The organism is Pseudomonas sp. SC11, from assembly GCF_047039205.1.
Lineage (GTDB): Bacteria > Pseudomonadota > Gammaproteobacteria > Pseudomonadales > Pseudomonadaceae > Aquipseudomonas > Aquipseudomonas boreofloridensis.
In genome coordinates, this window is sequence record NZ_CP178183.1 from 4503583 (window position 1) to 4524932 (window position 21350).

General features: G+C 64.0%; 21 protein-coding genes. 2 read left to right on the forward strand and 19 right to left on the reverse strand.

The window, feature by feature from the left end:
- Positions 1–243: 243 nt before the first annotated feature.
- Positions 244–1407 (forward strand): type III PLP-dependent enzyme, encoded by a 1164-nt coding sequence (locus tag ACK2SD_RS20125; RefSeq protein ID WP_039575523.1) that lies wholly within the window; start codon positions 244–246, stop codon positions 1405–1407.
- Positions 1408–1438: 31 nt separating this feature from the next.
- Here the strand turns inward: ACK2SD_RS20125 and ACK2SD_RS20130 are convergent, their stop codons facing one another.
- Positions 1439–2182, reverse strand: a complete 744-nt coding sequence (locus ACK2SD_RS20130) for a tetratricopeptide repeat protein (RefSeq protein ID WP_412460675.1) — start codon at positions 2180–2182, stop codon at positions 1439–1441.
- A 247-nt stretch (positions 2183–2429) separates the two neighbouring features.
- Between ACK2SD_RS20130 and ACK2SD_RS20135 the strand changes: the two genes are divergently transcribed.
- The gene (locus ACK2SD_RS20135; protein WP_412460676.1) at positions 2430–4985 is read left to right on the forward strand and encodes a PepSY domain-containing protein; all 2556 of its coding nucleotides are present in this window, start codon (positions 2430–2432) and stop codon (positions 4983–4985) included.
- 39 nt (positions 4986–5024) lie between these two features.
- On the opposite strand, the gene ACK2SD_RS20140 is transcribed toward ACK2SD_RS20135, so the two are convergent.
- The 18 genes from ACK2SD_RS20140 to ACK2SD_RS20225 form a co-directional block, all read right to left on the reverse strand.
- Positions 5025–5816, reverse strand: coding sequence for an amidohydrolase (locus ACK2SD_RS20140; protein ID WP_295484447.1), 792 nt, complete (start codon positions 5814–5816; stop codon positions 5025–5027).
- On the reverse strand, positions 5804–6952 hold the full coding sequence (locus ACK2SD_RS20145; RefSeq protein ID WP_295484450.1) for a pyridoxal phosphate-dependent aminotransferase: 1149 nt from the start codon (positions 6950–6952) through the stop codon (positions 5804–5806). Before ACK2SD_RS20145 ends, ACK2SD_RS20140 begins: the two co-directional genes overlap by 13 nt.
- 98 nt (positions 6953–7050) lie before the next feature.
- The gene (gene der / locus ACK2SD_RS20150; protein ID WP_039575508.1) at positions 7051–8514 is read right to left on the reverse strand and encodes a ribosome biogenesis GTPase Der; all 1464 of its coding nucleotides are present in this window, start codon (positions 8512–8514) and stop codon (positions 7051–7053) included.
- Positions 8515–8630: 116 nt separating this feature from the next.
- Positions 8631–9773, reverse strand: coding sequence for an outer membrane protein assembly factor BamB (gene bamB, locus ACK2SD_RS20155; protein ID WP_039583053.1), 1143 nt, complete (start codon positions 9771–9773; stop codon positions 8631–8633).
- A gap of 1 nt (position 9774) precedes the next feature.
- A complete protein-coding gene (locus tag ACK2SD_RS20160; protein ID WP_412460677.1) occupies positions 9775–10416 on the reverse strand; it encodes a tetratricopeptide repeat protein in 642 nt (213 codons plus the stop codon).
- Between the two features lie 39 nt (positions 10417–10455).
- On the reverse strand, positions 10456–11742 hold the full coding sequence (gene hisS / locus ACK2SD_RS20165; RefSeq protein WP_317870640.1) for a histidine--tRNA ligase: 1287 nt from the start codon (positions 11740–11742) through the stop codon (positions 10456–10458).
- 24 nt (positions 11743–11766) lie between these two features.
- Positions 11767–12876, reverse strand: coding sequence for a flavodoxin-dependent (E)-4-hydroxy-3-methylbut-2-enyl-diphosphate synthase (ispG, locus tag ACK2SD_RS20170; protein WP_029613650.1), 1110 nt, complete (start codon positions 12874–12876; stop codon positions 11767–11769).
- Positions 12877–12879: 3 nt separating this feature from the next.
- The gene (locus ACK2SD_RS20175; protein ID WP_412460678.1) at positions 12880–13878 is read right to left on the reverse strand and encodes a RodZ domain-containing protein; all 999 of its coding nucleotides are present in this window, start codon (positions 13876–13878) and stop codon (positions 12880–12882) included.
- The gene (gene pilW / locus ACK2SD_RS20180) at positions 13875–14636 is read right to left on the reverse strand and encodes a type IV pilus biogenesis/stability protein PilW (RefSeq protein WP_342649645.1); all 762 of its coding nucleotides are present in this window, start codon (positions 14634–14636) and stop codon (positions 13875–13877) included. Before pilW ends, ACK2SD_RS20175 begins: the two co-directional genes overlap by 4 nt.
- Before the next feature lie 15 nt (positions 14637–14651).
- Positions 14652–15800 carry a 23S rRNA (adenine(2503)-C(2))-methyltransferase RlmN gene (gene rlmN, locus ACK2SD_RS20185; RefSeq protein WP_039575496.1) on the reverse strand — a complete coding sequence of 383 codons (1149 nt, stop codon included), beginning with the start codon at positions 15798–15800 and terminating at the stop codon, positions 14652–14654.
- Positions 15801–15828: 28 nt separating this feature from the next.
- A complete protein-coding gene (ndk, locus tag ACK2SD_RS20190; RefSeq protein WP_029613652.1) occupies positions 15829–16254 on the reverse strand; it encodes a nucleoside-diphosphate kinase in 426 nt (141 codons plus the stop codon).
- Positions 16255–16343: 89 nt separating this feature from the next.
- Positions 16344–16544: a Fe-S cluster assembly protein IscX gene (gene iscX, locus ACK2SD_RS20195; RefSeq protein WP_317870643.1), complete on the reverse strand. Its 201-nt coding sequence runs from the start codon at positions 16542–16544 to the stop codon at positions 16344–16346.
- Positions 16545–16554: 10 nt separating this feature from the next.
- Positions 16555–16896, reverse strand: coding sequence for an ISC system 2Fe-2S type ferredoxin (fdx, locus tag ACK2SD_RS20200; protein WP_029613654.1), 342 nt, complete (start codon positions 16894–16896; stop codon positions 16555–16557).
- Positions 16897–16899: 3 nt separating this feature from the next.
- The gene (gene hscA / locus ACK2SD_RS20205) at positions 16900–18762 is read right to left on the reverse strand and encodes a Fe-S protein assembly chaperone HscA (protein ID WP_039575489.1); all 1863 of its coding nucleotides are present in this window, start codon (positions 18760–18762) and stop codon (positions 16900–16902) included.
- Between the two features lie 42 nt (positions 18763–18804).
- On the reverse strand, positions 18805–19326 hold the full coding sequence (gene hscB / locus ACK2SD_RS20210; protein ID WP_317870644.1) for a co-chaperone HscB: 522 nt from the start codon (positions 19324–19326) through the stop codon (positions 18805–18807).
- An 8-nt stretch (positions 19327–19334) separates the two neighbouring features.
- The gene (iscA, locus tag ACK2SD_RS20215) at positions 19335–19658 is read right to left on the reverse strand and encodes an iron-sulfur cluster assembly protein IscA (RefSeq protein WP_029613656.1); all 324 of its coding nucleotides are present in this window, start codon (positions 19656–19658) and stop codon (positions 19335–19337) included.
- A gap of 23 nt (positions 19659–19681) precedes the next feature.
- Complete coding sequence (gene iscU, locus ACK2SD_RS20220; RefSeq protein ID WP_003248539.1) at positions 19682–20068, reverse strand: Fe-S cluster assembly scaffold IscU; 387 nt, start codon at positions 20066–20068, stop codon at positions 19682–19684.
- A gap of 46 nt (positions 20069–20114) precedes the next feature.
- Positions 20115–21329 (reverse strand): IscS subfamily cysteine desulfurase, encoded by a 1215-nt coding sequence (locus ACK2SD_RS20225; protein WP_342649650.1) that lies wholly within the window; start codon positions 21327–21329, stop codon positions 20115–20117.
- Positions 21330–21350 lie beyond the last annotated feature (21 nt).

A 21350-nucleotide genomic window follows, 5' to 3' on the forward strand; every position in this document is an offset into this window, starting at 1 on the left:
CCACGGGAACATCAACCGGCCACAAGGGTCGTTAATTCCACGGGTTGCGCGTCGAACGGTGACGAACAGGCGCGGATCGAGGGTTGATTCCACCTTTCCCACGCCCTACAGTGCGCGCCGAACGTCCATGCTGGAAACGATCCATCCGGCTCAAGTACTGAGTAGGCGAACCAAAGTGGGGATACGGAGGACGTTCAGTTTGCAGCCACTTATTCTTTCAGTTTGCCCATGGAGTCCCTGAGTATGTCGATCCAGGTCGAAGACTATTTCGCACGCGACACCTTCCAGAAAATGAAGGCGTTCGCCGACAAGCAGGAAACCCCGTTCGTACTCATCGATACGCAGATGATCAGCCAGGCCTATGACGACCTGCGCGCGGGCTTCGAATTCGCCAAGGTCTACTACGCAGTCAAGGCCAACCCGGCCGTCGAGATCATCGACCTGCTCAAGGACAAGGGTTCGAACTTCGACATCGCCTCGATCTACGAACTGGACAAGGTGATGGAGCGCGGCGTCAGCGCCGATCGCATCAGCTACGGCAACACCATCAAGAAGTCCAAGGACATCCGCTATTTCTTTGAAAAGGGCGTGCGCCTCTACGCCACCGACTCCGAAGCCGACCTGCGCAACATCGCCAAGGCCGCGCCCGGCTCGAAGGTGTACGTGCGTATTCTCACCGAAGGCTCGACCACCGCCGACTGGCCGCTGTCACGCAAGTTCGGCTGCCAGACCGACATGGCCATGGACCTGCTGATCCTGGCCCGCGACCTGGGCCTGGTGCCCTACGGCATCTCCTTCCACGTCGGCTCCCAGCAGCGCGACATCAGCGTGTGGGATGCGGCCATCGCCAAGGTCAAGGTGATCTTCGAACGCTTGAAAGAAGAAGACGGCATCGAACTGAAGCTGATCAACATGGGCGGCGGCTTCCCGGCCAACTACATCACCCGCACCAACAGCCTGGAAACCTACGCCGAGGAAATCATCCGCTTCCTCAAGGAAGACTTCGGTGACGACCTGCCGGAAATCATCCTCGAGCCGGGCCGCTCGCTGATCGCCAACGCCGGCATCCTGGTCAGCGAAGTGGTGCTGGTGGCGCGCAAGTCGCGTACCGCCGTTGAGCGCTGGATCTACACCGACGTGGGCAAGTTCTCCGGCTTGATCGAAACCATGGACGAAGCCATCAAGTTCCCGATCTGGACAGAGAAGAAAGGCGAGACCGAGGAAGTGGTGATCGCCGGCCCGACCTGCGACAGCGCCGACATCATGTACGAGAACTACAAGTACGGCCTGCCGCTGAACCTGGCCATCGGCGACCGCCTGTACTGGCTGTCCACAGGCGCCTACACCACCAGCTACAGCGCAGTGGAATTCAACGGTTTCCCACCGCTGAAGGCGTACTACCTGTAATCAGGTCCGGGGCCGCCTGGCGGCCCCGATCTCACCCCTCGCAGCGCTCGATCGCCTCGGCGTAGCGCGCCGCAAAGCTGGTCAGTGTCGGCCCGGCGTCCTGCAAGGTCGCCAGCGCACTGCGCAGGAAGTCCACGGGCCCCTGCTGTCGCGCCCGCTCGAACCACTGCGCCGCCTCGCCCATCTGCCCGCGTGACGCCAACACCAGCGCCAGACTGAACATGCCGCGAAAATCTCCCGCTTCGGCCGCCCGCCGATACCAGCGCGCCGCCCGCAACGGACTCGCCGTGGTCGCGATGCCCTGTTCCAGATAACGCCCGTACAGGTTCATCGACTTGGCATGGCCCATCTGCGCGGCCTTCTCATAGCAGGTCAGTGCCAGCCCCTGATCGGCGGGCAAGCCACGTCCGGTCGCCAACAGATTGCCCAAGTTGTACAAGCCCCAGCCTGAGCCCGCATCGGCGGCCTGGGCATAGTGGATCGCGGCCTGGCTCAGCGCCACCTCGCCGCCCCAGCCATGCTCCAGGCAGCGGCCCAGCAGGTTGTGCGCCTTGGCATTGCCAGCCTGGGCTGCCACCGCCAGCCAATGGCGGGCCAGACGCTCGTCCTGCTCGATGCCGCGCCCGTCCAGCAGGATCTGCCCCAGCAGCGCCTGCGCCTCGACCACGCCCTGCCCGGCGGCGGCGAGAATCGCCTTGGCGGCTTGGCCAGGTTGATGGTCGAGCATCGACGCCAACTGATCGGCATCGAAGCGTTCCGAGGTGGAGGCAGACATGGGACGGTGACCTGTGAAATCGCAAAAGGCCCCCATCATAGGGAGTCGGTTTCAGTGCGGGCAAGGATGGCGGGACGAGCGCACGGTTCGATCACTCGCAGAAGGAACGTGTACCGGCTCGCAAATGCTAACCAGTCTCAATTGTTACTCTCCCTCGCTTGCATTAGAATCCCAGCGCCGCGCTGGCAGCCCTGCCCTAAACACCTCCGCCACTAAGCGCCACCCTCTGGAATTCAAGGTAATCGAAGTGCTGAAGAAGTCGCTGTTCCAATTGCACTGGTTCTTCGGCATCAGTGCCGGCCTGGTCCTGGCGCTGATGGGCATCACCGGGGCGATCTGGTCGTTCCAGGAAGAACTGCTGCGCTTTTTCAATCCTGAGGTGTTGAAGGTCGAAGTGCGCCGCGAAGGCGTGCTGCCACTGCCGGAACTGGTGCGCCGCGCCGAGGCCGCCCAGCACGACAAGGTGGCCATGCTCTGGGTCGACACCCGCAGCGACGAGGCCGCCCGGCTGTTCTTCACGCCGCCCCCAGGCGAGCGCCGCGGCGAACTGCGCTACGCCGATCCCTACACCGGCGAACTGCTCGGCGCCGTGGCCGGTCAGGACTTCTTCAATTTCATGCTGCAACTGCACCGTTTCCTGGCCATGGGCGACAGCGGCCGACAGATCACTGGCGCCTGCACCCTGCTGCTGATCTTCTTCTGCCTGTCCGGCCTGTACCTGCGCTGGCCACGGCGGGCACGGGACTGGCGGGTGTGGCTGACCTTCGACTGGGCGCGCAAAGGTCGGGCGTTCAACTGGGATTTGCACGCCGTCGCCGGCACCTGGTGCTTGGTGTTCTATCTGCTGTTCGCCCTGACCGGCCTGTTCTGGTCCTACGAGTGGTACCGCGAGGGGCTGAACAGGCTGTTGGCCGACCCGCCTGCTGCCGGGCAGTCGACACTGTCGCGCAGCGAGCGCCGCGCACGGGCCATGGCACCGCCCGACAAGGACGCAGCGCCTTTGGTGGTGGATTATCCGGCCCTGTGGTCTGCCCTTCAGGTCGCGGCCGGACCGGGTCTGGCCTCCTACAACCTGCGCCTGCCCGCCACCGGTGGCCAACCCGCCAACGTCTTCTACATGCTGGACGACGCCGCACACCCGCGCGCCTACAACACGCTGACGCTGGATCCGGCCACCGGCGAGGTGAGCAGCCACGAGCGCTACACCGACAAGTCGTTCAAGGCACAACTGCTGCAGAGCGTCTATGCCCTGCATGTGGGTGAATACTTCGGCCTGACCGGACGCATCCTGCTCACCCTCGCCAGCCTGAGCATGCCGCTGTTCTTCGTCACCGGCTGGCTGCTGTATCTGGATCGACGCCGCAAACAGCGTCAGGTGCGTGCCGCTCGGGGCTCGGTGGACCACGCCAGCGACGGCGAAGGCGGTTGGCTGATCGCCTTCGCCAGCCAGAGCGGCCTGGCCGAACAACTGGCCTGGCAAAGCGCCGGGCAATTGCAGGCCGCGGGCGTGGCGGTTCAGGTGCGCAGCCTCGCCCAGGTCGACCAGGCGCAACTGAGCCAGTCCTTGCGCGTGCTGTTCGTGGTCAGCACCTTCGGCGAAGGCCAAGCACCGGACAGCGCCCGTGGCTTTGAGCGCAACGTGCTGGGTCAGGCCCTGGACCTGAGCCACCTCAGCTACGCCGTGCTCGCGCTGGGCGATCGTCAGTACCTGCATTTCTGTGGTTTCGCCCGACGCCTGCACGCCTGGTTGGGTGAGCGCGGGGCGACTTCAGCGTTCAGCCCGGTGGAAGTCGATAACGCCGACGCCGGTGCGTTGCAGCACTGGCAACAGGCGCTGAGCGCGCTGACCGGTGCCGCGGCCGTCACCCCCTGGCAGGCGCCGGACTATGGCAACTGGCGCCTGATCCGACGACAGTTGCTCAATCCCGGCAGCCAGGGTGCACCGGTGTTCCTGCTGGGCCTGAGCCCCGAACGACCGAGCACGTGGGAGGCCGGCGATCTGGTGGAGATACTGCCTCGTCATGGCCAGGTACGGATCGACGCGTTCTTGGCGGGCCTGGGCCTGGAGGCCGCGCAGCCGGTGCACCTCGACGGACTGTCGCAGCCACTGGGACAAGCGCTGGCCAGTCGTCAGTTGCCGGGCAGCCGCGAACACCTGGTCGGGCTGCATGCCCAGGCGCTGGTCGATGCACTGATCCCGCTCGACACACGCGAGTACTCCATCGCCTCCATCGCCAGCGACGGCGTGCTGGACTTGATCGTGCGCCAGGAACGGCATCCCGACGGCAGCCTGGGGCTGGGCTCCGGCTGGCTGACCGAGTTCCTGCCACTGGACGGCCATGTGCGTCTGCGGGTACGCCGCAACAGCAGTTTTCACTTGCCAGCGGGACCGGCACCGCTGGTGCTGATCGGCAACGGTACTGGCCTGGCGGGCCTGCGCAGCTTGCTCAAGGCGCGCATCGCCGCCGGGGAGCGGCACAACTGGCTGTTTTTCGGCGAGCGTAATCGAGCCTGCGACCTGCTCTGCGGCGAGCAGCTGCACGCTTGGCTGGACAGCGGCGACCTGGCTCGGCTGGACCTGGCCTTTTCACGGGATCAGGCGGAAAAGATCTACGTGCAGGATGTACTGCTGCAGCAGGCCGAGACGCTGCGCCGTTGGGTCGATGACGGTGCATGCCTGTACGTGTGCGGCAGCCTTCAGGGCATGGCGACGGGCGTGGATGCGGCGCTCAGGGGGATTTTCGGTGAGGATGGGGTGGAGCACCTGATCGAAGAGGGCCGCTACCGGCGGGACGTGTATTGACCTCCCATCGGTGGCGGCCCGACCCTCTGGCCGCATGGCTCAGTGGATATCGAAGGTGTCGGCATCCAGGTTCGCCGGGAATCGCGCACGGTAGGCGGCCAGGTCCACGGCATTGAGCGCCACATGGAAGACACCATCGGCTTCGGCTGCGCCCAGCAGGCTCTCGCCCTGGAAATCCAGCACCTGACTGTCCCCCGAGTAGGCAAAGCCCTTGCCGTCGGTGCCCACCCGATTCACCGCCGCCACATAGCACAGGTTCTCGATCGCCCGCGCGGGCAGCAGACGGTTCCAGTGCTGGCGGCGCGCTGCCGGCCAGTTGGCGGTGTACAACAGCAGGTCGGTGTCGTGCGGGTCGCGGCTCCACACCGGGAAGCGCAGGTCGTAGCAAATCAGCGGACGCACGCGCCAACCCTTGAGCTCGAACTGCACCTGCCGCTCGCCCGGCGTGTAGTGCTGGTGCTCGCCAGCCATGCGGAACAGGTGACGCTTGTCGTAGTGCAGCACCTCGCCATCGGGGCGCGCCCACAGCAGGCGGTTGCGGTGGCTGCCGTCAGCCGCACGAATGATCACGCTGCCGGTGATCACCGCGTCGAGCTTCTTCGCCTGGGCCTTGAGCCATTTACAGGTGGGCCCCTGCTCCGGCTCGGCGAGGCGCTCGGAATCCATGGTGAAACCGGTGGTGAACATCTCCGGCAGAATCACCAGGTCCGCCCCTCGGGCTTGCTCCAGCAGCACCTCGAAATGTGCATGGTTGCCTTCGCGGTCATGCCAAGCCAGGTGAGTCTGCACCAGGGCCAGGTTCAGGTTGGGCAGTTGGCTCAGATCGCGCATAGCTTTTCCGCTGCCTGACGCAGCGTCTCCTCACGTTTGGCGAAGCACAGGCGCACCAGGCGCTGCGCGGGGATGGGTTGCTGGTAGAACACCGACACCGGAATGCTCGCCACGCCGTACTCGCGGGTCAGCCACAGCGCCATCTGCACGTCATCGAGGTCGGGACGGATCGCCGAATAGTCCACCAGTTGGAAATAGGTGCCCGCCGCGCGGGTGAACCTGAAGCGCGAGGTGTGCAACAGGTCGCAGAACAGATCGCGTTTGGCCTGGTAGAAACCCGGCAGTTCGTCCACATGGGCCGGGTGTTCGGCCATGAAGTCGGCCAGCGCCCACTGCAGGGGCGTCACGCCACAGAAGTTGACGTACTGGTGCACCTTGCGCAGTTCCGCGCTCAGTGCTGGCGGCGCGACCACATAGCCGGTTTTCCAACCCGTAACGTGATAGGTCTTGCCGAACGAGCTGACCACGAAGGCCCGCGCGTACAACGCCTCGTGGGCCAGCACGCTGGCATGCTGCACCCCGTCATAGACCAGGTGCTCGTAGACTTCGTCGCTGAGCAGGTACAGATCGCGCCCGGCGATCAGCGCCGCCAACTGGTCGAGGTCTTCGCGGGTAATCAGCGCGCCGCTGGGGTTATGCGGGGAGTTGAGCACCACCAGGCGCGTGCGGGGTGTCAATGCATCGCTGAACGCTTGCCAGTCGATACGAAAATCGCCATCGCTCAGCTGCAGATGCACGCAGCGACCGCCAGCCAGTGCCACGGCGGGTGCGTAGCTGTCGTAGCAGGGATCGAAGACGATGACCTCGTCACCGGGCTGAATCACTGCCTGGATGGCGCAGAACAGCGCCTCGGTGGCACCGGGAGTGATGGTGATTTCCTGCTCGGCGTCCACCTGAACGCCATACAGGCGGGCAATCTTCGCCGCGACCTGTTCGCGCAGTACAGGCAGGCCGGTCATGGGTGCGTATTGGTTGTGGCCGGCGCTCACATGCCGCGAGACCGCTTCGAGCAGCGCGGGCGGTGCGTCGAAATCGGGAAAACCCTGGGAAAGGTTGAGCGCGCCGGTCTGGGCGGCGAGCTGGGACATGCGGGTAAAGATGGTCGTGCCGACGTTCGGCAGTTTGCTGCGGATCATGGAGCCCTCTTTCCTGCGGACTGAGGGGGGATAAGCTACAAGCTCAGAGCGGCAAGCGACAAGTGTGAAGGAGCGGCGGTTCGCCGCTCCTTCTGGGCTCAGCGCTTGTCTTTGCGCTTCTTCTCGGCCTTCTTGTGGTGCGACATCAGGCGGCGCTTCTTGTTGACCTGACGGTCGGTGAGGGTGTTCTTGTTGCCCTCGTAGGGGTTTTCGCCGCCTTTGTACTCGATACGGATCGGCGTGCCGACCAGCTTGAGGACACGGCGGTAGGTGTTTTCCAGATAACGCGAGTAGGAACGCGGAATCTTGTCGGTCTGGTTGCCATGGATCACGATCAACGGCGGGTTGGCGCCACCGAGGTGGGCATAGCGCAGCTTGATGCGGCGACCGTTGACCAGCGGCGGCTGGTGCTCGCTGACGGCGTCCTCGAGAATCTGCGTCAGGCGGCTGGTCGGCCAGCGGGTGACGGCCGACTTGAACGCGGCCTGCACCGACTTGTACAGGTTGCCAACGCCCGTGCCGTGCAGCGCGGAGATGAAGTGGATATCGGCGAAATCGACGAAGAACAACCGGCGCTCCAGCTCGGTCTTCACGTAGTCGCGCTCGCCCGACTCCATGCCATCCCACTTGTTCAGGGCGATGACGATGGCCCGGCCGGCTTCGAGGGCGAAGCCCAGCAGGTTGAGGTCGTGGTCGACCACACCTTCACGGGCGTCCATGACGAACACCACCACGTTGGCGTCCTTGATCGCCTGCAGCGTCTTGACCACCGAGAACTTCTCGACTTCCTCGTGGATCTTGCCGCGCTTGCGCACGCCCGCGGTGTCGATGAAGGTGTACTTCTCGCCGTCGCGCTCGAACGGAATGTAGATGCTGTCGCGCGTGGTGCCCGGCTGGTCGTACACCACCACACGCTCTTCACCGAGCATGCGGTTGACCAGGGTGGACTTGCCGACGTTGGGACGGCCGATGATGGCGATCTTGATACCATCCTTCTCGCTCGGCCCCGGAATGCGCACCGCTTCCTCGCCCTCGGCGACCTCAGCGTCCAGCGCTTCTTCGACCTGGTCGCGCGGGATGTGGCCCAGCACAGCTTCCATCAGGCCATTGATGCCGCGGCCTTGGGAGCCGGCCACCGGGATGGCGTTGCCCATGCCCAGCGGCGAGAACTCGGCGCGGGCGACGTCGGCGTCGATGTTGTCGATCTTGTTGGCGACCAGGATCGCTTCCTTGTTCCGCTTGCGCAGATGCTCGGCGATCATCTGGTCGGCGGCGGTCATGCCGGCACGGGCATCGACCAGGAACAGGACATAGTCGGCTTCTTCAATGGCCATCAGCGATTGCGCGGCCATTTTCTCGTCCATGCCCACTTCGTCGCCGGTGATACCGCCGGTGTCGATGAGAATGTAGGAGCGACCCTGCCAGCTGGCGTCGCCGTACTGGCGGTCACGGGTCAGGCCCGAGAGGTCGCCGACGATGGCATCGCGGGTCTTGGTCAGGCGGTTGAACAGGGTGGATTTGCCGACGTTCGGCCGTCCCACCAGGGCGATTACGGGAACCATGCGGCTCTCCACTCTGAATTCTTGAAAATGCAAAGGCCGCTGCAAGGCAGCGGCCGGAGTTCGGGCGGCGCGTCCTGCGCCGCAGCCTGAAACCGAGGTCGGTTTCAAGCATAGCTTCAGCGGATGGTCAGTGCCTCGAGCTTGCCGCTGTTGCCATAGACGTAGATGGTGTTGCCCACCACCAGCGGACGGGCACGCAGGCCGTCGCTGTCGATGCGCTCACGGCCGACGAAGCGACCGTCGACCTGGCTGAGCAGGTGCAGGTAACCCTCGAAGTCGCCCACCGCCACGTAGCTGGAGAACACCTCCGGCGCGGACAGTTGGCGACGGGCCAGGGAGTCGTTGCTCCACAGGGCCGACGACGAGCGCTCGTCGATGCTCTCGACGGTGCCGGACGCCTCGCTGACGTACACGTTGCCCAGACCCTGGGCGACGCCCACGTAGCTGGAGGCATCGCGCTGCCACAGGACACGACCGCTTTCCAGGTCCAGGCCAGCGACGCGGCCCTGGTAGCTGCTGACGTAGAGCACACCACCGGACAGCTGCAGGCCGCCGTCGATGTCCACCACGCGTTCCAGTTCCGAACGACCTTGCGGGATGGCGACGCGCGCCTCCCACACCGGTACGCCGTTCTGGGTATCGACTGCCACCACCTTGCCGGTGGACAGACCTGCCACGGCCATGCGATTGGTCACGATCGGCGCGCCGGTGCCACGCAGCGTCAGCACCGCAGGCGAGCTTTCGTAGATCCAGCGGCGGTCGCCGGTGTTGAAGTCCAGGCCGACCAGACGATCGTCCTGGGTCTGCACCACCACCACGTCACCGTTGGTGGCCGGCGGAGCCAGCACCTCGCTGGTCACGCGCGAGCGCCAGCGCTCTTCGCCGGTGCTGGCATCCAGAGCGATGACTTCACCTTTGAGGGTGCCCATCATCACCAGGCCGTAGCCCACGCCGACAGCACCGGACACTGGCACTTCCAGGTCCTTGTCCCAGATCACGTCACCGTTGAGGCGGTTCAGTGCGTAGACCTTGCCATTGACGTCGGCCGCGTAGATACGGTCGTTCTCGATGGCCGGCACCAGGAGGTTGTACTTTTCCCCCTGACCGTCACCGATCGAACGGCTCCACTGCTTGGTCAGCACCACCTCTTCGGTGAACTTGGTCAGTTCGGCCGGGGGCAGTTCCTTCTTGCTGTTGCTGCTGCAACCCGCGGCCAGGACGGCCAGGGCGAGCACTGCTGCTTGTTTCCAACCGGTCACTTCACGCGTCCCCTTTGGCCAGGTCATCGAGCTTCAGTTGCAAACCACCGATCGCGGCGTCGTCAGACAGCGCGGCCTTGGCTTTTTCGTAGGCGCCATGGGCATCGTCGGTACGGCCCAATTGCACCAGCAGATCGCCTTTGAGCTCCTCGCGACTGGCCTGGTAGGCCTTCTCGGCGTTGCCGTCGAGCAACTTGAGTGCCTCTTCGGCTTTGTTCTGCGCCGCGAGCACGCGCGCCAGACGCTGACGGGCGAGCTCGCCCAGGGTCGCGTCGGCAGGTTTATCCACCACGCCCTTGAGTTCTGCGGCAGCGTCGTCGAGCTTGCCGCTCTCCACGGCCACTTTCGCCACGAACAGGCTGCCGTAGTGGGCGTAAGCGGTGCCGCCGTACTCGCTCTTGAGCTTGCCGGACAACTCGGCCACCTTGGTCGCATCCGGCTTGCCGTCAGCCGACAGGGCCGTTTCGATCAACGCCTGATAGACCATCGAAGCGCCCTGCGACTGGTTGTTCTGGTACTTGTGCCAGGCCTGCCAGCCCATCACCACCGCTGCGGCGAGCAAAGCACCGGTCAGCAGCGGCTTGCCGTTGCGGTTCCACCAGTCCTTGGCTGCGACCAGGCCTTCATCATCGGTACTCGACACCCCAATACTCCTTTTCAGCAATTCGGCTGTATGACCGCTTCACGCCTGCGCGAGAGCAGCTTGCAGGTGCTCGGCCAGAGCATCCCAGGCAATGTTCTGTTGTTCGCCCTGGCCACGCAGGGGTTTGAAACCTACCACTTGTTGCGCCAGTTCGTCGTCCCCCAGGATCAGGGCGAAGAGCGCCCCGCTGCGGTCGGCCTTCTTGAACTGGTTCTTGAAATTGCCACCGCCGGCGTTGACGGCAAGGCGCAGCGCCGGCAAGCGGTCGCGCAGTTGCTCGCTGAGCGCCAGCCCCGCCAGCTCGGCCTGCTCGCCGAAGGCGCACAGGTACACATCCAGCGTGCGCGCAATCGACTCGGGCACCTGACCCAAGGTTTCGATCAGCAGCAGCAGGCGTTCGATGCCCATGGCGAAACCCACGCCAGCGGTAGGCTTGCCGCCCATCTGCTCGACCAGGCCATCGTAACGGCCACCCGCGCAGACCGTGCCCTGGGCGCCGAGCTTGTCGGTGACCCACTCGAAGACGGTCTTGCTGTAGTAATCCAGGCCACGCACCAGCTTGGTGTTGATCACGAACGGGATACCGGCGGCGTCCAGGCGCGCCTTGACGCCTTCGAAATGCACGCGCGACTCTTCGTCCAGGTAATCCTCCAGCTTCGGCGCACCGACCAGCGCGGCCTTGGTGCCCTCGTGCTTGCTGTCGAGGATACGCAGCGGATTGCTCTTGAGGCGGCGCTGGCTGTCTTCGTCCAGCTGGTCGAGGCGCTCGGAGAGGAACTCGACCAGTGCCTCGCGATAGCGCCCGCGCGCTTCACTGGTGCCCAGGCTGTTGAGTTCGAGGGTGACGGCATCCTGAATGCCCAGGCGCGCCCACAGACGCCAGGTCAGCATGATCAGCTCGGCATCGATGTCGGGACCGGCCAGGTTGAACACCTCGACGCCGATCTGGTGGAACTGGCGATAGCGCCCCAATTGCGGGCGCTCGTGGCGGAACATGGGCCCGACATACCAGAGTTTCTGAACCTGGCCGTTGCCGATGATGCCGTGCTCGAGCACTGCACGCACGCATGCGGCGGTGCCTTCCGGACGCAAGGTCAGCGAGTCCTTGTTGTCCTGGAAGGTGTACATTTCCTTTTCGACGATATCGGTGACTTCACCGATCGAACGCTTGAACAGTTCGGTGAACTCGACGATCGGCGTGCGGATCTGGCTGTAGCCGTAGGTGTCCAGCAAGCTGGCCACGGTGCCTTCGAAGTAGCGCCACAGCGGCGATTGCTCGGGCAGGATGTCGTTCATGCCACGAATGGCTTGCAGCGATTTGCTCACGAAAAGTCCTTACGAATCTGTGTATCAGCCGCGGGCGATCAGCGCCGCGTCGGCCTCGACCTTTTCGGCCGCTTTCTGGCGGATGAGCTTTTCCAGCTCATCGACCAGGTTGTCGTTGGTCAGCTTCTGCGCCGGCTTGCCGTCGATGTACACCAGGTTGGGCGTGCCACCGGTCAGGCCGACATGGGATTCCTTGGCTTCGCCCGGTCCGTTGACCACACAGCCGATCACCGCGACGTCAAGCGGCACCAGCAGGTCTTCCAGGCGCCCTTCCAACTCGTTCATGGTCTTGACCACATCGAAATTCTGCCGCGAGCAGCTCGGGCAGGCGATGAAGTTGATGCCACGCGAGCGCAGGTGCAGCGACTTCAGAATGTCGTAGCCGACCTTCACTTCCTCGACCGGATCGGCCGCCAGCGAAATGCGGATGGTATCGCCGATGCCTTCGGCGAGCAGCATACCGAGGCCGACGGCGGATTTCACCGTTCCGGAACGCAGTCCTCCCGCTTCGGTGATGCCCAGGTGCAGGGGCTGCACGATCTGCTTGGCCAGCAGGCGATAGGCTTCGACGGCCATGAACACGTCGGAGGCCTTCACGCTGACCTTGAAATCATGGAAATCCAGGCGGTCGAGGTGCTCGACATGGCGCAGTGCCGACTCGACCAGCGCGGCCGGAGTCGGCTCGCCGTACTTCTTCTGCAGGTCTTTTTCCAGGGAGCCGGCGTTGACGCCGATGCGGATCGGAATGCCACGATCGCGAGCGGCATCGACCACCGCGCGCACTCGGTCCTCACGGCCGATGTTGCCCGGGTTGATGCGCAGGCAGTCGACGCCGAGCTCAGCGACGCGCAGCGCGATCTTGTAGTCGAAGTGGATATCGGCGACCAGCGGGACGCTGACCTGCTGCTTGATCTTGCCGAAGGCTTCGGCGGCGTCCATGTCGGGCACCGACACGCGGACGATATCGACACCGGCATCTACCAAACGCTGGATCTGCGCCACGGTGGCGGCCACATCGTTGGTGTCGGTGTTGGTCATGCTCTGTACCGCGATGGGAGCATCACCGCCCACCGGCACATTGCCGACCCAGATTTTGCGGGATTCGCGACGTTTGATCGGGGATTCACCGTGCATGACTTACTGTCCCAACTTCAGGCGAGCGGTCTCGCCACTGGTGAACGGGGCGACATCGACGGGCTGGCCGTTGTAGCTGACCTGGGCGCCACGGGCAAAGCCCAGGCGCACGGCGAACGGCGGCTTGCCTGCCAGTTCGAGGCTATCGCCCTTGCGCTTGATGGCGCTAAATAGCACCTTGCCATTTCCGTCGGTGACTTGGGTCCAGCAGTCGGCGACGAACTGGATGGCAACCTTGCCCTCCCCTGCGATCGGCGCGGCAGGCTCGCTGGCAGCGGGCGCAGCAGGGGTGGTCGAAGGCGCGGTGGTGGTCGTGGCAGCCGGCGCATGCGGCGGGGCTGGGTTCTGCGCAACCGGCGCAGTAGGCGCGACCGCGGACGCGGACTGTTCAGGTGCCTGGGCGGCGGTTTCGTCTTCGCCCTGCGCTGCCGTGTCCTGCCCCAGCGGCAGCGGCGCGCTTTCGGGCTGCTGGCCAGCGCTCACGGCCTGGTCCTCGGGCTCGTCGAGGGTGTGGATCTGGGTGGTGCCGTCGGCGCTTTCGACCTCGACATGCTCCAGGGCGATCTTGCTCAGGTCCTTGCCATGCTGGCCGCTCTGGTCCTGCCACCAGAAGAAGCCACCGCCGACTACCACCACCAGCAGCAGCAGGCTGACGCCGCGCAGAATGTTGTGCGACAAGCGCACCGGCTCCTCGATACGACCCAGCGAATGCACTTCGCTGCCTTTGGCATGGGTGCCGGTCACGCGATCGAAGGCCTCGACCAACGGGGCCTGATCCATGTCCATGAGCTTGGCGTAGGCGCGAATGTAGCCGCGGGCGAAGGTATGCCCGGGAAGCTTGTCGAAGGCACCGGTTTCCAGGTAGTTCAGCGAGGTGACGGTCAGGTTCAGCCTACGGGCGACCTCGGCTTGCGACCAGTTCCGGTGCTCGCGCGCCTGGCGCAGGACGTCACCGGGATGCTGCTCAAGCGCTGCTGCTGATTCGGGGTGCGCGGCGTTCATCGTTGCTCCGACAGGTATTGCTGATATTCCGGCGTACCGGGATAAAGTCGTTGTAGTGTGCGGCCCAGTTCGTCAGCGGTACCGTGCTCTTCGACGATTCGCGCCAGACGACTGCCCAACAGCAGGCTGCGGGCATCATGCTGGCCCTGCTGGCTGAAACGTTCGTAGTAATCCCAGGCCGGCACATAATGCCTGTTTTCGTAGGACAACTCAGCCATTTCCAGTAGCGCCCGCGGTTGTCGCTGATCGAGGCGCAGCGCTTTTTCCAGATAGGCCTGTGCTTGCTCGGCGCGGCCTTGCCTGAGCGCGGTCAGGCCCAGGTTCTCGTACACGCGCGAGCGCTCAGGATACAGGGTATCGGCGGCGGCTTGGCGAAACATCTGCTCGGCCTGGCGAAAATGCCCTTGAGCATAGAGGAAACTGCCGTAGTTGTTGCGAATGCGCGCATCGTTCGAGCGCTGCGCCAGGGCGTGACGAAAATGCTCATCCGCCAGTTCCGGCTCGCCTTGAGCCTGGAACACCAGGGCCAAGGCCGCATGGGCATCGGCGTCACGCGGGTCCAACTCGAGCGCGCGCGCCAACGGCACCTTGGCCTGCTCGCTCATGCCCTGCTGCAGATAGCCCAGGCCCAACTGCACGTAGGCACGCCCCGCCTCTGCCCGACCCTGCTCGCTGGACAGCGGATGGCCGCTGCCGCCGGACACGCAGCCAGCCAGCAACAGCAGTGACAGGATCGACAGCGCGGCGCGCAGGGTCATGGGCGGCGGTGTCCGTCAGAGGCGCACGGCGCTGTCTGCCGACTCGCTACCGTCGGCGTTGAGCTGGCGCACGGCAATGTAGCGCTCGCTGCGGCGGGTGCGGTCCATGACCTGACCGACCAACTGGCCGCAGGCCGCGTCGATGTCTTCACCACGGGTGGTCCGGGTGGTGACGTTGAAGCCACCGTGGTGCAGCAGGTCCTGGAAGCGACGGATCGCATTGTTGCTGGGCCGCTCGTAGCCGGAGTGCGGGAACGGGTTGAACGGGATCAGGTTGATCTTGCACGGCACGTCGCGCAGCAGCTCGATCATCTGCGCGGCGTGCTCGGGCTGGTCGTTGACATCCTTGAGCAGGGTGTACTCGACCGTCAGCACGCGTTTGCCGCCGAGCGTGGCCATGTAGCCCAGGCAAGACTCGAGCAGTACCTTGAGCGGGTACTTCTTGTTGATCGGCACCAGCTTGTTGCGCAGTTCGTCGTTCGGCGCGTGCAGCGACAGCGCCAGCGACACGTCGATGTGCTTGGCCAGTTCGTCGATCATCGGCACCACGCCCGAGGTGGACAGGGTGACGCGACGCTTGGAAATGCCATAGCCCAGATCGTCCATCATGATCTTCATGGCGGCGATGACATTGTCGAAATTGAGTAGCGGCTCGCCCATGCCCATCATCACCACGTTGGTGATGGCGCGGTCGATCTTGGCCGGGACGGTGCCGAAGGATTTGTTCGCAAGCCATACCTGGCCGATGACTTCGGCGGCGGTCAGGTTGCTGTTGAAGCCTTGCTTGCCGGTGGAGCAGAAACTGCAGTCCAGGGCGCAGCCGGCTTGCGACGAGACGCAGAGCGTGCCGCGGTCGTCGGTGGGAATGTAGACGGTCTCGACGCAGCTGCCGGAGGCAACGCGCACGACCCATTTGCGGGTCCCGTCGGCAGAAATGTCTTCACTGACCACTTCCGGAGGTCGAATCTCGGCAATGGCCTCGAGCTTTTCGCGCAAGGCCTTGCCGACGTTGGTCATGTCCGCGAAATCGGACACGCCAAAATGGTGAATCCATTTCATCACCTGACCGGCACGGAAGCGCTTCTCCCCGATCGAGTCGAAGAACTGTTCCATTTCCGGCAGGGTCAGCCCCAACAGGTTGATTTTGCCAGTAGATGTCGTCATGGATTCACCCTCACTCGAAAGCGTTCGCTTAGCGAGTGGTTACCTCGGTAGCTGCGAAGAAGTAGGCGATTTCGCGAGCGGCAGCGGCTTCGGAGTCCGAACCGTGAACGGCGTTGGCGTCGATCGACTCGGCGAAGTCGGCACGGATGGTGCCGGCAGCGGCTTCTTTAGGGTTGGTAGCGCCCATCAGCTCACGGTTCAGAGCGATGGCGTTTTCGCCTTCCAGCACCTGGACAACGACCGGGCCGGAAGTCATGAAGGCAACCAGTTCGCCGAAGAAGCCACGCGCGCTGTGCTCGGCGTAGAAGCCTTCGGCTTCGGCCTTGGACAGTTGCTTGATTTTCGAGGCGACGACTTTCAGGCCGGCTTTTTCGAAGCGAGTGGTGATCTCACCGATGACGTTTTTGGCGACGGCGTCAGGCTTGATGATGGAGAAAGTACGTTGAACAGCCATGGAAAACTCCAGAATATTGAGTGTTGCGAAAAATTAAACCCGCGAATTATACGCGGGTTCGAGGGCATTGCCTAACCTGCGGGTGTCACTCAGTCGGCTTCTTCGATCCAGGCCGCCTGGATGGCCTCCAGGACCTTTTCGCCGCCGCGCGCCGGATCGTCACTGAAGTCGGGCAATTCCATCACCCAACTCCGCAGATTGACGAAATTCACGTAACGAGGATCGACGTCCGGCTTGCTTTCTGCAAGCTGAATGGCGATTTCAAGTACATCAACCCATTTCAGACTCATTCCGTGATCCTCAATGCGGCGCTTCGGCAGCGTGGTTGAGCGAATACTTGGGGATTTCGATGGTCAGGTCCTGGTCGGCTACCACCACCTGACAGCCGAGACGCGACTGCGCCTCCAGACCCCAGGCCTTGTCCAGCATGTCCTCTTCCAACTCGTCGGCTTCCTCGAGGGATTCGAGGCCCTTGCGCACGATGCAATGGCACGTGGTGCAAGCCTTCACGCCGCCACAGGCACTTTCCATTTCGATATGGTGCTCATGGGCCAGCTCCAGGATGTTGGTGCCGGACGCGACCTCGACGGTCAGCCCCTCGGGGCAGAATTTCTCATGCGGCAGGAATGTCACCAGCGGCATCGATTACTCCTCGATCTCATTCAGGTTGCGCCCGGCCAGTGCGGCTTTGACCGTCGAATCAAGGCGACGGGCGGCAAAAGCATCGGTCACCTGCGACAGACGCTTGGTCTGCTGCTCGATGGCCGGGCCATCGGTGCCGTTGAGCAAATCACGTAATTCTTGCATCTGGAACTCGATGGCCTCGCGCTCCTCGCCACTGAGCAGGCGCTCGCCGTCCGCCTCGAGGGCCCCCTGTACCGCTTCGAGCAGGCGTTCGCCATCGACCTGATGCTCGCGCAGCTGGCGCGCCTGCTTGTCGGTACCGGCGTGTTCGAAGGAGTCCTTGAGCATGCGGGCGATCTCGCCGTCGGTCAGGCCGTACGAAGGCTTCACCTGAATACTCGACTCAACACCCGAGCCCAGCTCGCGCGCGGCGACGCTCAACAGACCATCCGCATCCACCTGGAACGTGACGCGGATCTTCGCCGCGCCGGCGACCATGGCCGGAATGCCACGCAACTCGAAGCGCGCCAGCGACCGGCAGTCGCTGATCAGCTCGCGCTCGCCCTGCAGGACGTGGATCATCATGGCCGACTGGCCGTCTTTGTAGGTGGTGAACTCCTGGGCGCGCGCCACCGGAATGGTGGTATTGCGCGGGATCACCTTCTCCATCAACCCGCCCATGGTCTCCAGACCGAGCGACAGAGGAATGACGTCGAGCAACAACAATTCACCGCCTTCGCGACGATTGCCAGCCAAGGTATCGGCTTGAATCGCCGCGCCGATGGCCACCACTTGATCGGGGTCGATCGAGGTCAGCGGCGCACGACCGAACAACGTGCCGACCGCGTCGCGCACACGCGGCACACGGGTCGATCCACCCACCATGACCACCGCCCCCACCTCTTCCAGCTCGACGCCGCTGTCGCGCACGGCGCGGCGGCAGGCCTTGAGGCTACGGGCGATCAACGGCTCGATCATGCCTTCGAAATCGGCACGGCTGAGCTCACCGCTCCAGGCGCCGTGGCTGACGCGAACGCTATCGGCATCGGTCAAGGCTTCTTTGGCGGCGCACGCCGCCTGCAACAACTGGCGCTGAGTGGCAGGGTCAAGGTCAGCGGACAGGCCCGCCTGTTCAATGATCCAGCCCGCGATGGCGTGATCGAAATCATCCCCGCCCAGGGCCGTGTCGCCGCCGGTGGCCAGCACTTCGAACACGCCGGCCGTAAGGCGCAGAATGGAAATGTCGAAGGTGCCGCCGCCCAGGTCGAAGATCGCCACCACGCCTTCGGCGTTCTGGTCCAGACCATAGGCCACCGCCGCTGCGGTGGGCTCGTTGAGCAGGCGCAGCACGTTCAGCCCGGCCAGACGCGCAGCATCCTTGGTGGCCTGACGCTGAGCGTCGTCGAAATAGGCCGGCACGGTGATCACCGCGCCCACCAGTTCGCCACCCAAGGATTCCTCGGCACGCTGACGCAACACCTTGAGAATGTCGGCCGACACCTGCACCGGGCTCTTGGGCCCCTGAACGGTGTCGATGAACGGCATGTGCGACTCGCCACCGACGAACCGGTATGGCAGCTGTTCACCCAACTGTTTGACGTCGGACAGGCCTCGGCCCATCAGGCGCTTGACCGACAGGACGCTGTTGAACGGGTCGCTGGAGGCCGCATCGCGGGCAGCCTGGCCGACTTCGCAGCGGTCCTCCAGGTAGCGCACCGCGGACGGCAGGATGAGGTTGCCCTGGGCATCGGGCAGCGGCTCGCTGCGGCCGCTGCGTACCGCGGCGACGAGCGAGTTGGTGGTCCCCAGGTCGATGCCCACCGCCAGGCGGCGCTGGTGCGGCTGGGGGCTCTGACCGGGTTCGGCGATCTGCAGTAGGGCCATGCTTATCTTGATACCTTGGGCGCCGTCACGGCGGCGCCGGGGTTAATCGTCGAGGCGCTCTTCGAGTTGGCGCACTTCCTGGGCGAGCTTGTCGAGGAACTGCATGCGGCGCATCAGGCGCTCGGCCCTGTCGCGCTCGGCAGCTTGATCCCAGCAAGCGGCGAATTCCTCGTCGAGAGTGCTCTGGGCACCCTTCAGGCGCTGCTTGAACACGGCAACGCCGTCGAGGTCGGCTTCGTCCTGCAGTTCCTCGAGTTCTTCGCGCCACTGCATCTGCTGCAACAGGAAGTCGGGGTCGTGGACCGTGACTTCCTGAGGCACCTCCTGGCCGCTGATGGCCAGCAGGTAACGCGCGCGACGCGGCGCACTGCGCAGCGTCTGGTAGGCGTCGTTGAGGGCTGCGGAGTTTTCCAGGGCCACGCGCTGCTCACGCTCGGAGGCGTCGGCGAAGCGGTCGGGATGGACCTCGCGGGCCAGCTCGCGATAACGCGCGGCCAGCTTGTCGAGGTCCAGGCGGAAGCTCGGTTGCAGGTCGAACAGAGCGAAATGGCAAGGGCTACCCACGTCAGGCCTCAGACATTGAAGCTTTCGCCGCAGCCACATTCACCGCGCACGTTGGGGTTATTGAACTTGAAGCCTTCGTTCAACCCTTCCTTGACGAAGTCCAATTCGGTGCCATCGAGGTACACCAGGCTCTTCGGGTCGATGATGACCTTCACGCCATGGTTCTCGAACACCTGGTCTTCGCTCGCCAGCTCATCGACGAACTCCAGCACGTAGGCCAGGCCCGAGCAGCCGGTGGTACGCACGCCCAGGCGAATGCCTTCACCTTTGCCGCGCCCGTCGAGGGAGCGGCGAATGTGGTTGGCGGCGGCTTCTGTCATGCTGATAGCCATCGGAACTCCTTCGCGTGGGCGACTTAGATCAAGCCTTTCTTCTGCTTGTAATCGCGTACGGCTGCCTTGATGGCATCCTCAGCGAGCACCGAGCAGTGGATCTTGACCGGCGGCAATGCCAGTTCTTCGGCCAGCTGGGTGTTCTTGATGGTCTCGGCTTCGTCCAGGGTCTTGCCCTTCATCCACTCGGTGGCCAGGGAGCTGGAGGCGATGGCCGAACCGCAGCCGTAGGTCTTGAACTTGGCGTCTTCGATCACGCCTTGTTCGTTGACCTTGATCTGCAGGCGCATCACGTCGCCGCAGGCCGGAGCACCGACCATGCCGGTGCCGACGTCGGGGTCTTCCGCGTTCATCTTGCCGACGTTGCGCGGGTTCTCGTAGTGGTCGATGACCTTTTCACTGTATGCCATGGTGCAATTCCTTCCTCGTCAGGGAGCCGCTCTTGCTGGCGACTGCTTAGTGGGCGGCCCACTCGATCTTGGAGATGTCGACGCCGTCCTTGTACATATCCCACAGCGGCGACAGTTCACGCAGTTTGTTCACGGCCTTGCAGACTTCCTGCGCGGCGTAGTCGACCTCTTCCTCGGTGGTGAAACGACCGAAGGAGAAGCGGATCGAGCTGTGCGCCAGCTCGTCGTTGCGGCCCAGAGCGCGTAGCACGTAGGACGGTTCGAGCGACGCGGAGGTGCACGCCGAGCCGGACGACACCGCGATGTCCTTGAGCGACATCAGCAGCGACTCGCCTTCCACGTAGTTGAAGCTCAGGTTCAGGTTGTGCGGTACGCGCTGGGTCTGGCTGCCGTTGACGTACAGCTCTTCGAGGTCCGAGACCTGCTTGAAGAAGCGGTCGCTCAGGGCCTTGATGCGCACGTTTTCGGCGGCCATTTCCTGCTTGGCGATGGCAAACGCCTCGCCCATGCCAACGATCTGGTGAGTCGGCAGGGTGCCCGAACGCATGCCGCGCTCGTGACCGCCGCCGTGAATGATGGCCTCCAGACGTACCCGCGGCTTGCGGCTGACGTACAGCGCGCCGATGCCTTTAGGCCCGTAGGCCTTGTGCGCGGAGAACGACATCAGGTCGACCTTGAGCGTCTGCAGGTCGATCTCGACCTTGCCGGCCGACTGCGCGGCATCGACGTGGAACAGCACGCCGCGAGCACGGGTGAGTTCACCGATGGCAGCGATGTCGTTGATCGAGCCGACTTCGTTGTTCACGTGCATCAGCGAGACCAGGATGGTGTCGTCACGCAGCACCGCCTCGACCATCGCCGGGGTGATGATGCCGTCTTCACCGGGTTCCAGGTAGGTGACTTCGAAACCTTCGCGCTCGAGCTGGCGAGCGGTGTCCAGGACCGCCTTGTGCTCGATCTTGGAGGTGATGATGTGCTTGCCCTTGGTCTGATAGAAGTGCGCGACACCCTTGATGGCCAGGTTGTCGGACTCGGTGGCACCGCTGGTCCAGACGATCTCGCGCGGGTCGGCATTGATCAGTTCAGCGACCTGGCGACGGCCGTTCTCGACGGCTTCCTCGGCACGCCAGCCGAACACGTGGGAACGCGAGGCCGGGTTACCGAAGTTTCCGTCGACCAGCAGGCAGTCGGCCATTTTCTGCGCGACACGGGGATCGACCGGCGTGGTCGCGGAGTAATCGAGGTAGATCGGCAACTTCATTGAATATCTCCTATCAGGCGT

Bases quoted from the DNA above. Each gene is read 5' to 3' on its own strand.
- iscX (WP_317870643.1), bottom strand. From the start codon at position 16,544: ATGAGTCTGAAATGGGTTGATGTACTTGAAATCGCCATTCAGCTTGCA.
- iscU (WP_003248539.1), bottom strand. From the start codon at position 20,068: ATGGCATACAGTGAAAAGGTCATCGACCACTACGAGAACCCGCGCAAC.
- ispG (WP_029613650.1), bottom strand. From the start codon at position 12,876: ATGCACGGTGAATCCCCGATCAAACGTCGCGAATCCCGCAAAATCTGG.
- ACK2SD_RS20125 (WP_039575523.1), top strand. From the start codon at position 244: ATGTCGATCCAGGTCGAAGACTATTTCGCACGCGACACCTTCCAGAAA.
- ACK2SD_RS20140 (WP_295484447.1), bottom strand. From the start codon at position 5,816: ATGCGCGATCTGAGCCAACTGCCCAACCTGAACCTGGCCCTGGTGCAG.
- ACK2SD_RS20145 (WP_295484450.1), bottom strand. From the start codon at position 6,952: ATGATCCGCAGCAAACTGCCGAACGTCGGCACGACCATCTTTACCCGC.
- der (WP_039575508.1), bottom strand. From the start codon at position 8,514: ATGGTTCCCGTAATCGCCCTGGTGGGACGGCCGAACGTCGGCAAATCC.
- iscA (WP_029613656.1), bottom strand. From the start codon at position 19,658: ATGGCTATCAGCATGACAGAAGCCGCCGCCAACCACATTCGCCGCTCC.
- ACK2SD_RS20225 (WP_342649650.1), bottom strand. From the start codon at position 21,329: ATGAAGTTGCCGATCTACCTCGATTACTCCGCGACCACGCCGGTCGAT.
- fdx (WP_029613654.1), bottom strand. From the start codon at position 16,896: ATGCCGCTGGTGACATTCCTGCCGCATGAGAAATTCTGCCCCGAGGGG.
- ndk (WP_029613652.1), bottom strand. From the start codon at position 16,254: ATGGCTGTTCAACGTACTTTCTCCATCATCAAGCCTGACGCCGTCGCC.
- pilW (WP_342649645.1), bottom strand. From the start codon at position 14,636: ATGACCCTGCGCGCCGCGCTGTCGATCCTGTCACTGCTGTTGCTGGCT.
- hscA (WP_039575489.1), bottom strand. From the start codon at position 18,762: ATGGCCCTACTGCAGATCGCCGAACCCGGTCAGAGCCCCCAGCCGCAC.
- ACK2SD_RS20130 (WP_412460675.1), bottom strand. From the start codon at position 2,182: ATGTCTGCCTCCACCTCGGAACGCTTCGATGCCGATCAGTTGGCGTCG.
- ACK2SD_RS20175 (WP_412460678.1), bottom strand. From the start codon at position 13,878: ATGAACGCCGCGCACCCCGAATCAGCAGCAGCGCTTGAGCAGCATCCC.
- rlmN (WP_039575496.1), bottom strand. From the start codon at position 15,800: ATGACGACATCTACTGGCAAAATCAACCTGTTGGGGCTGACCCTGCCG.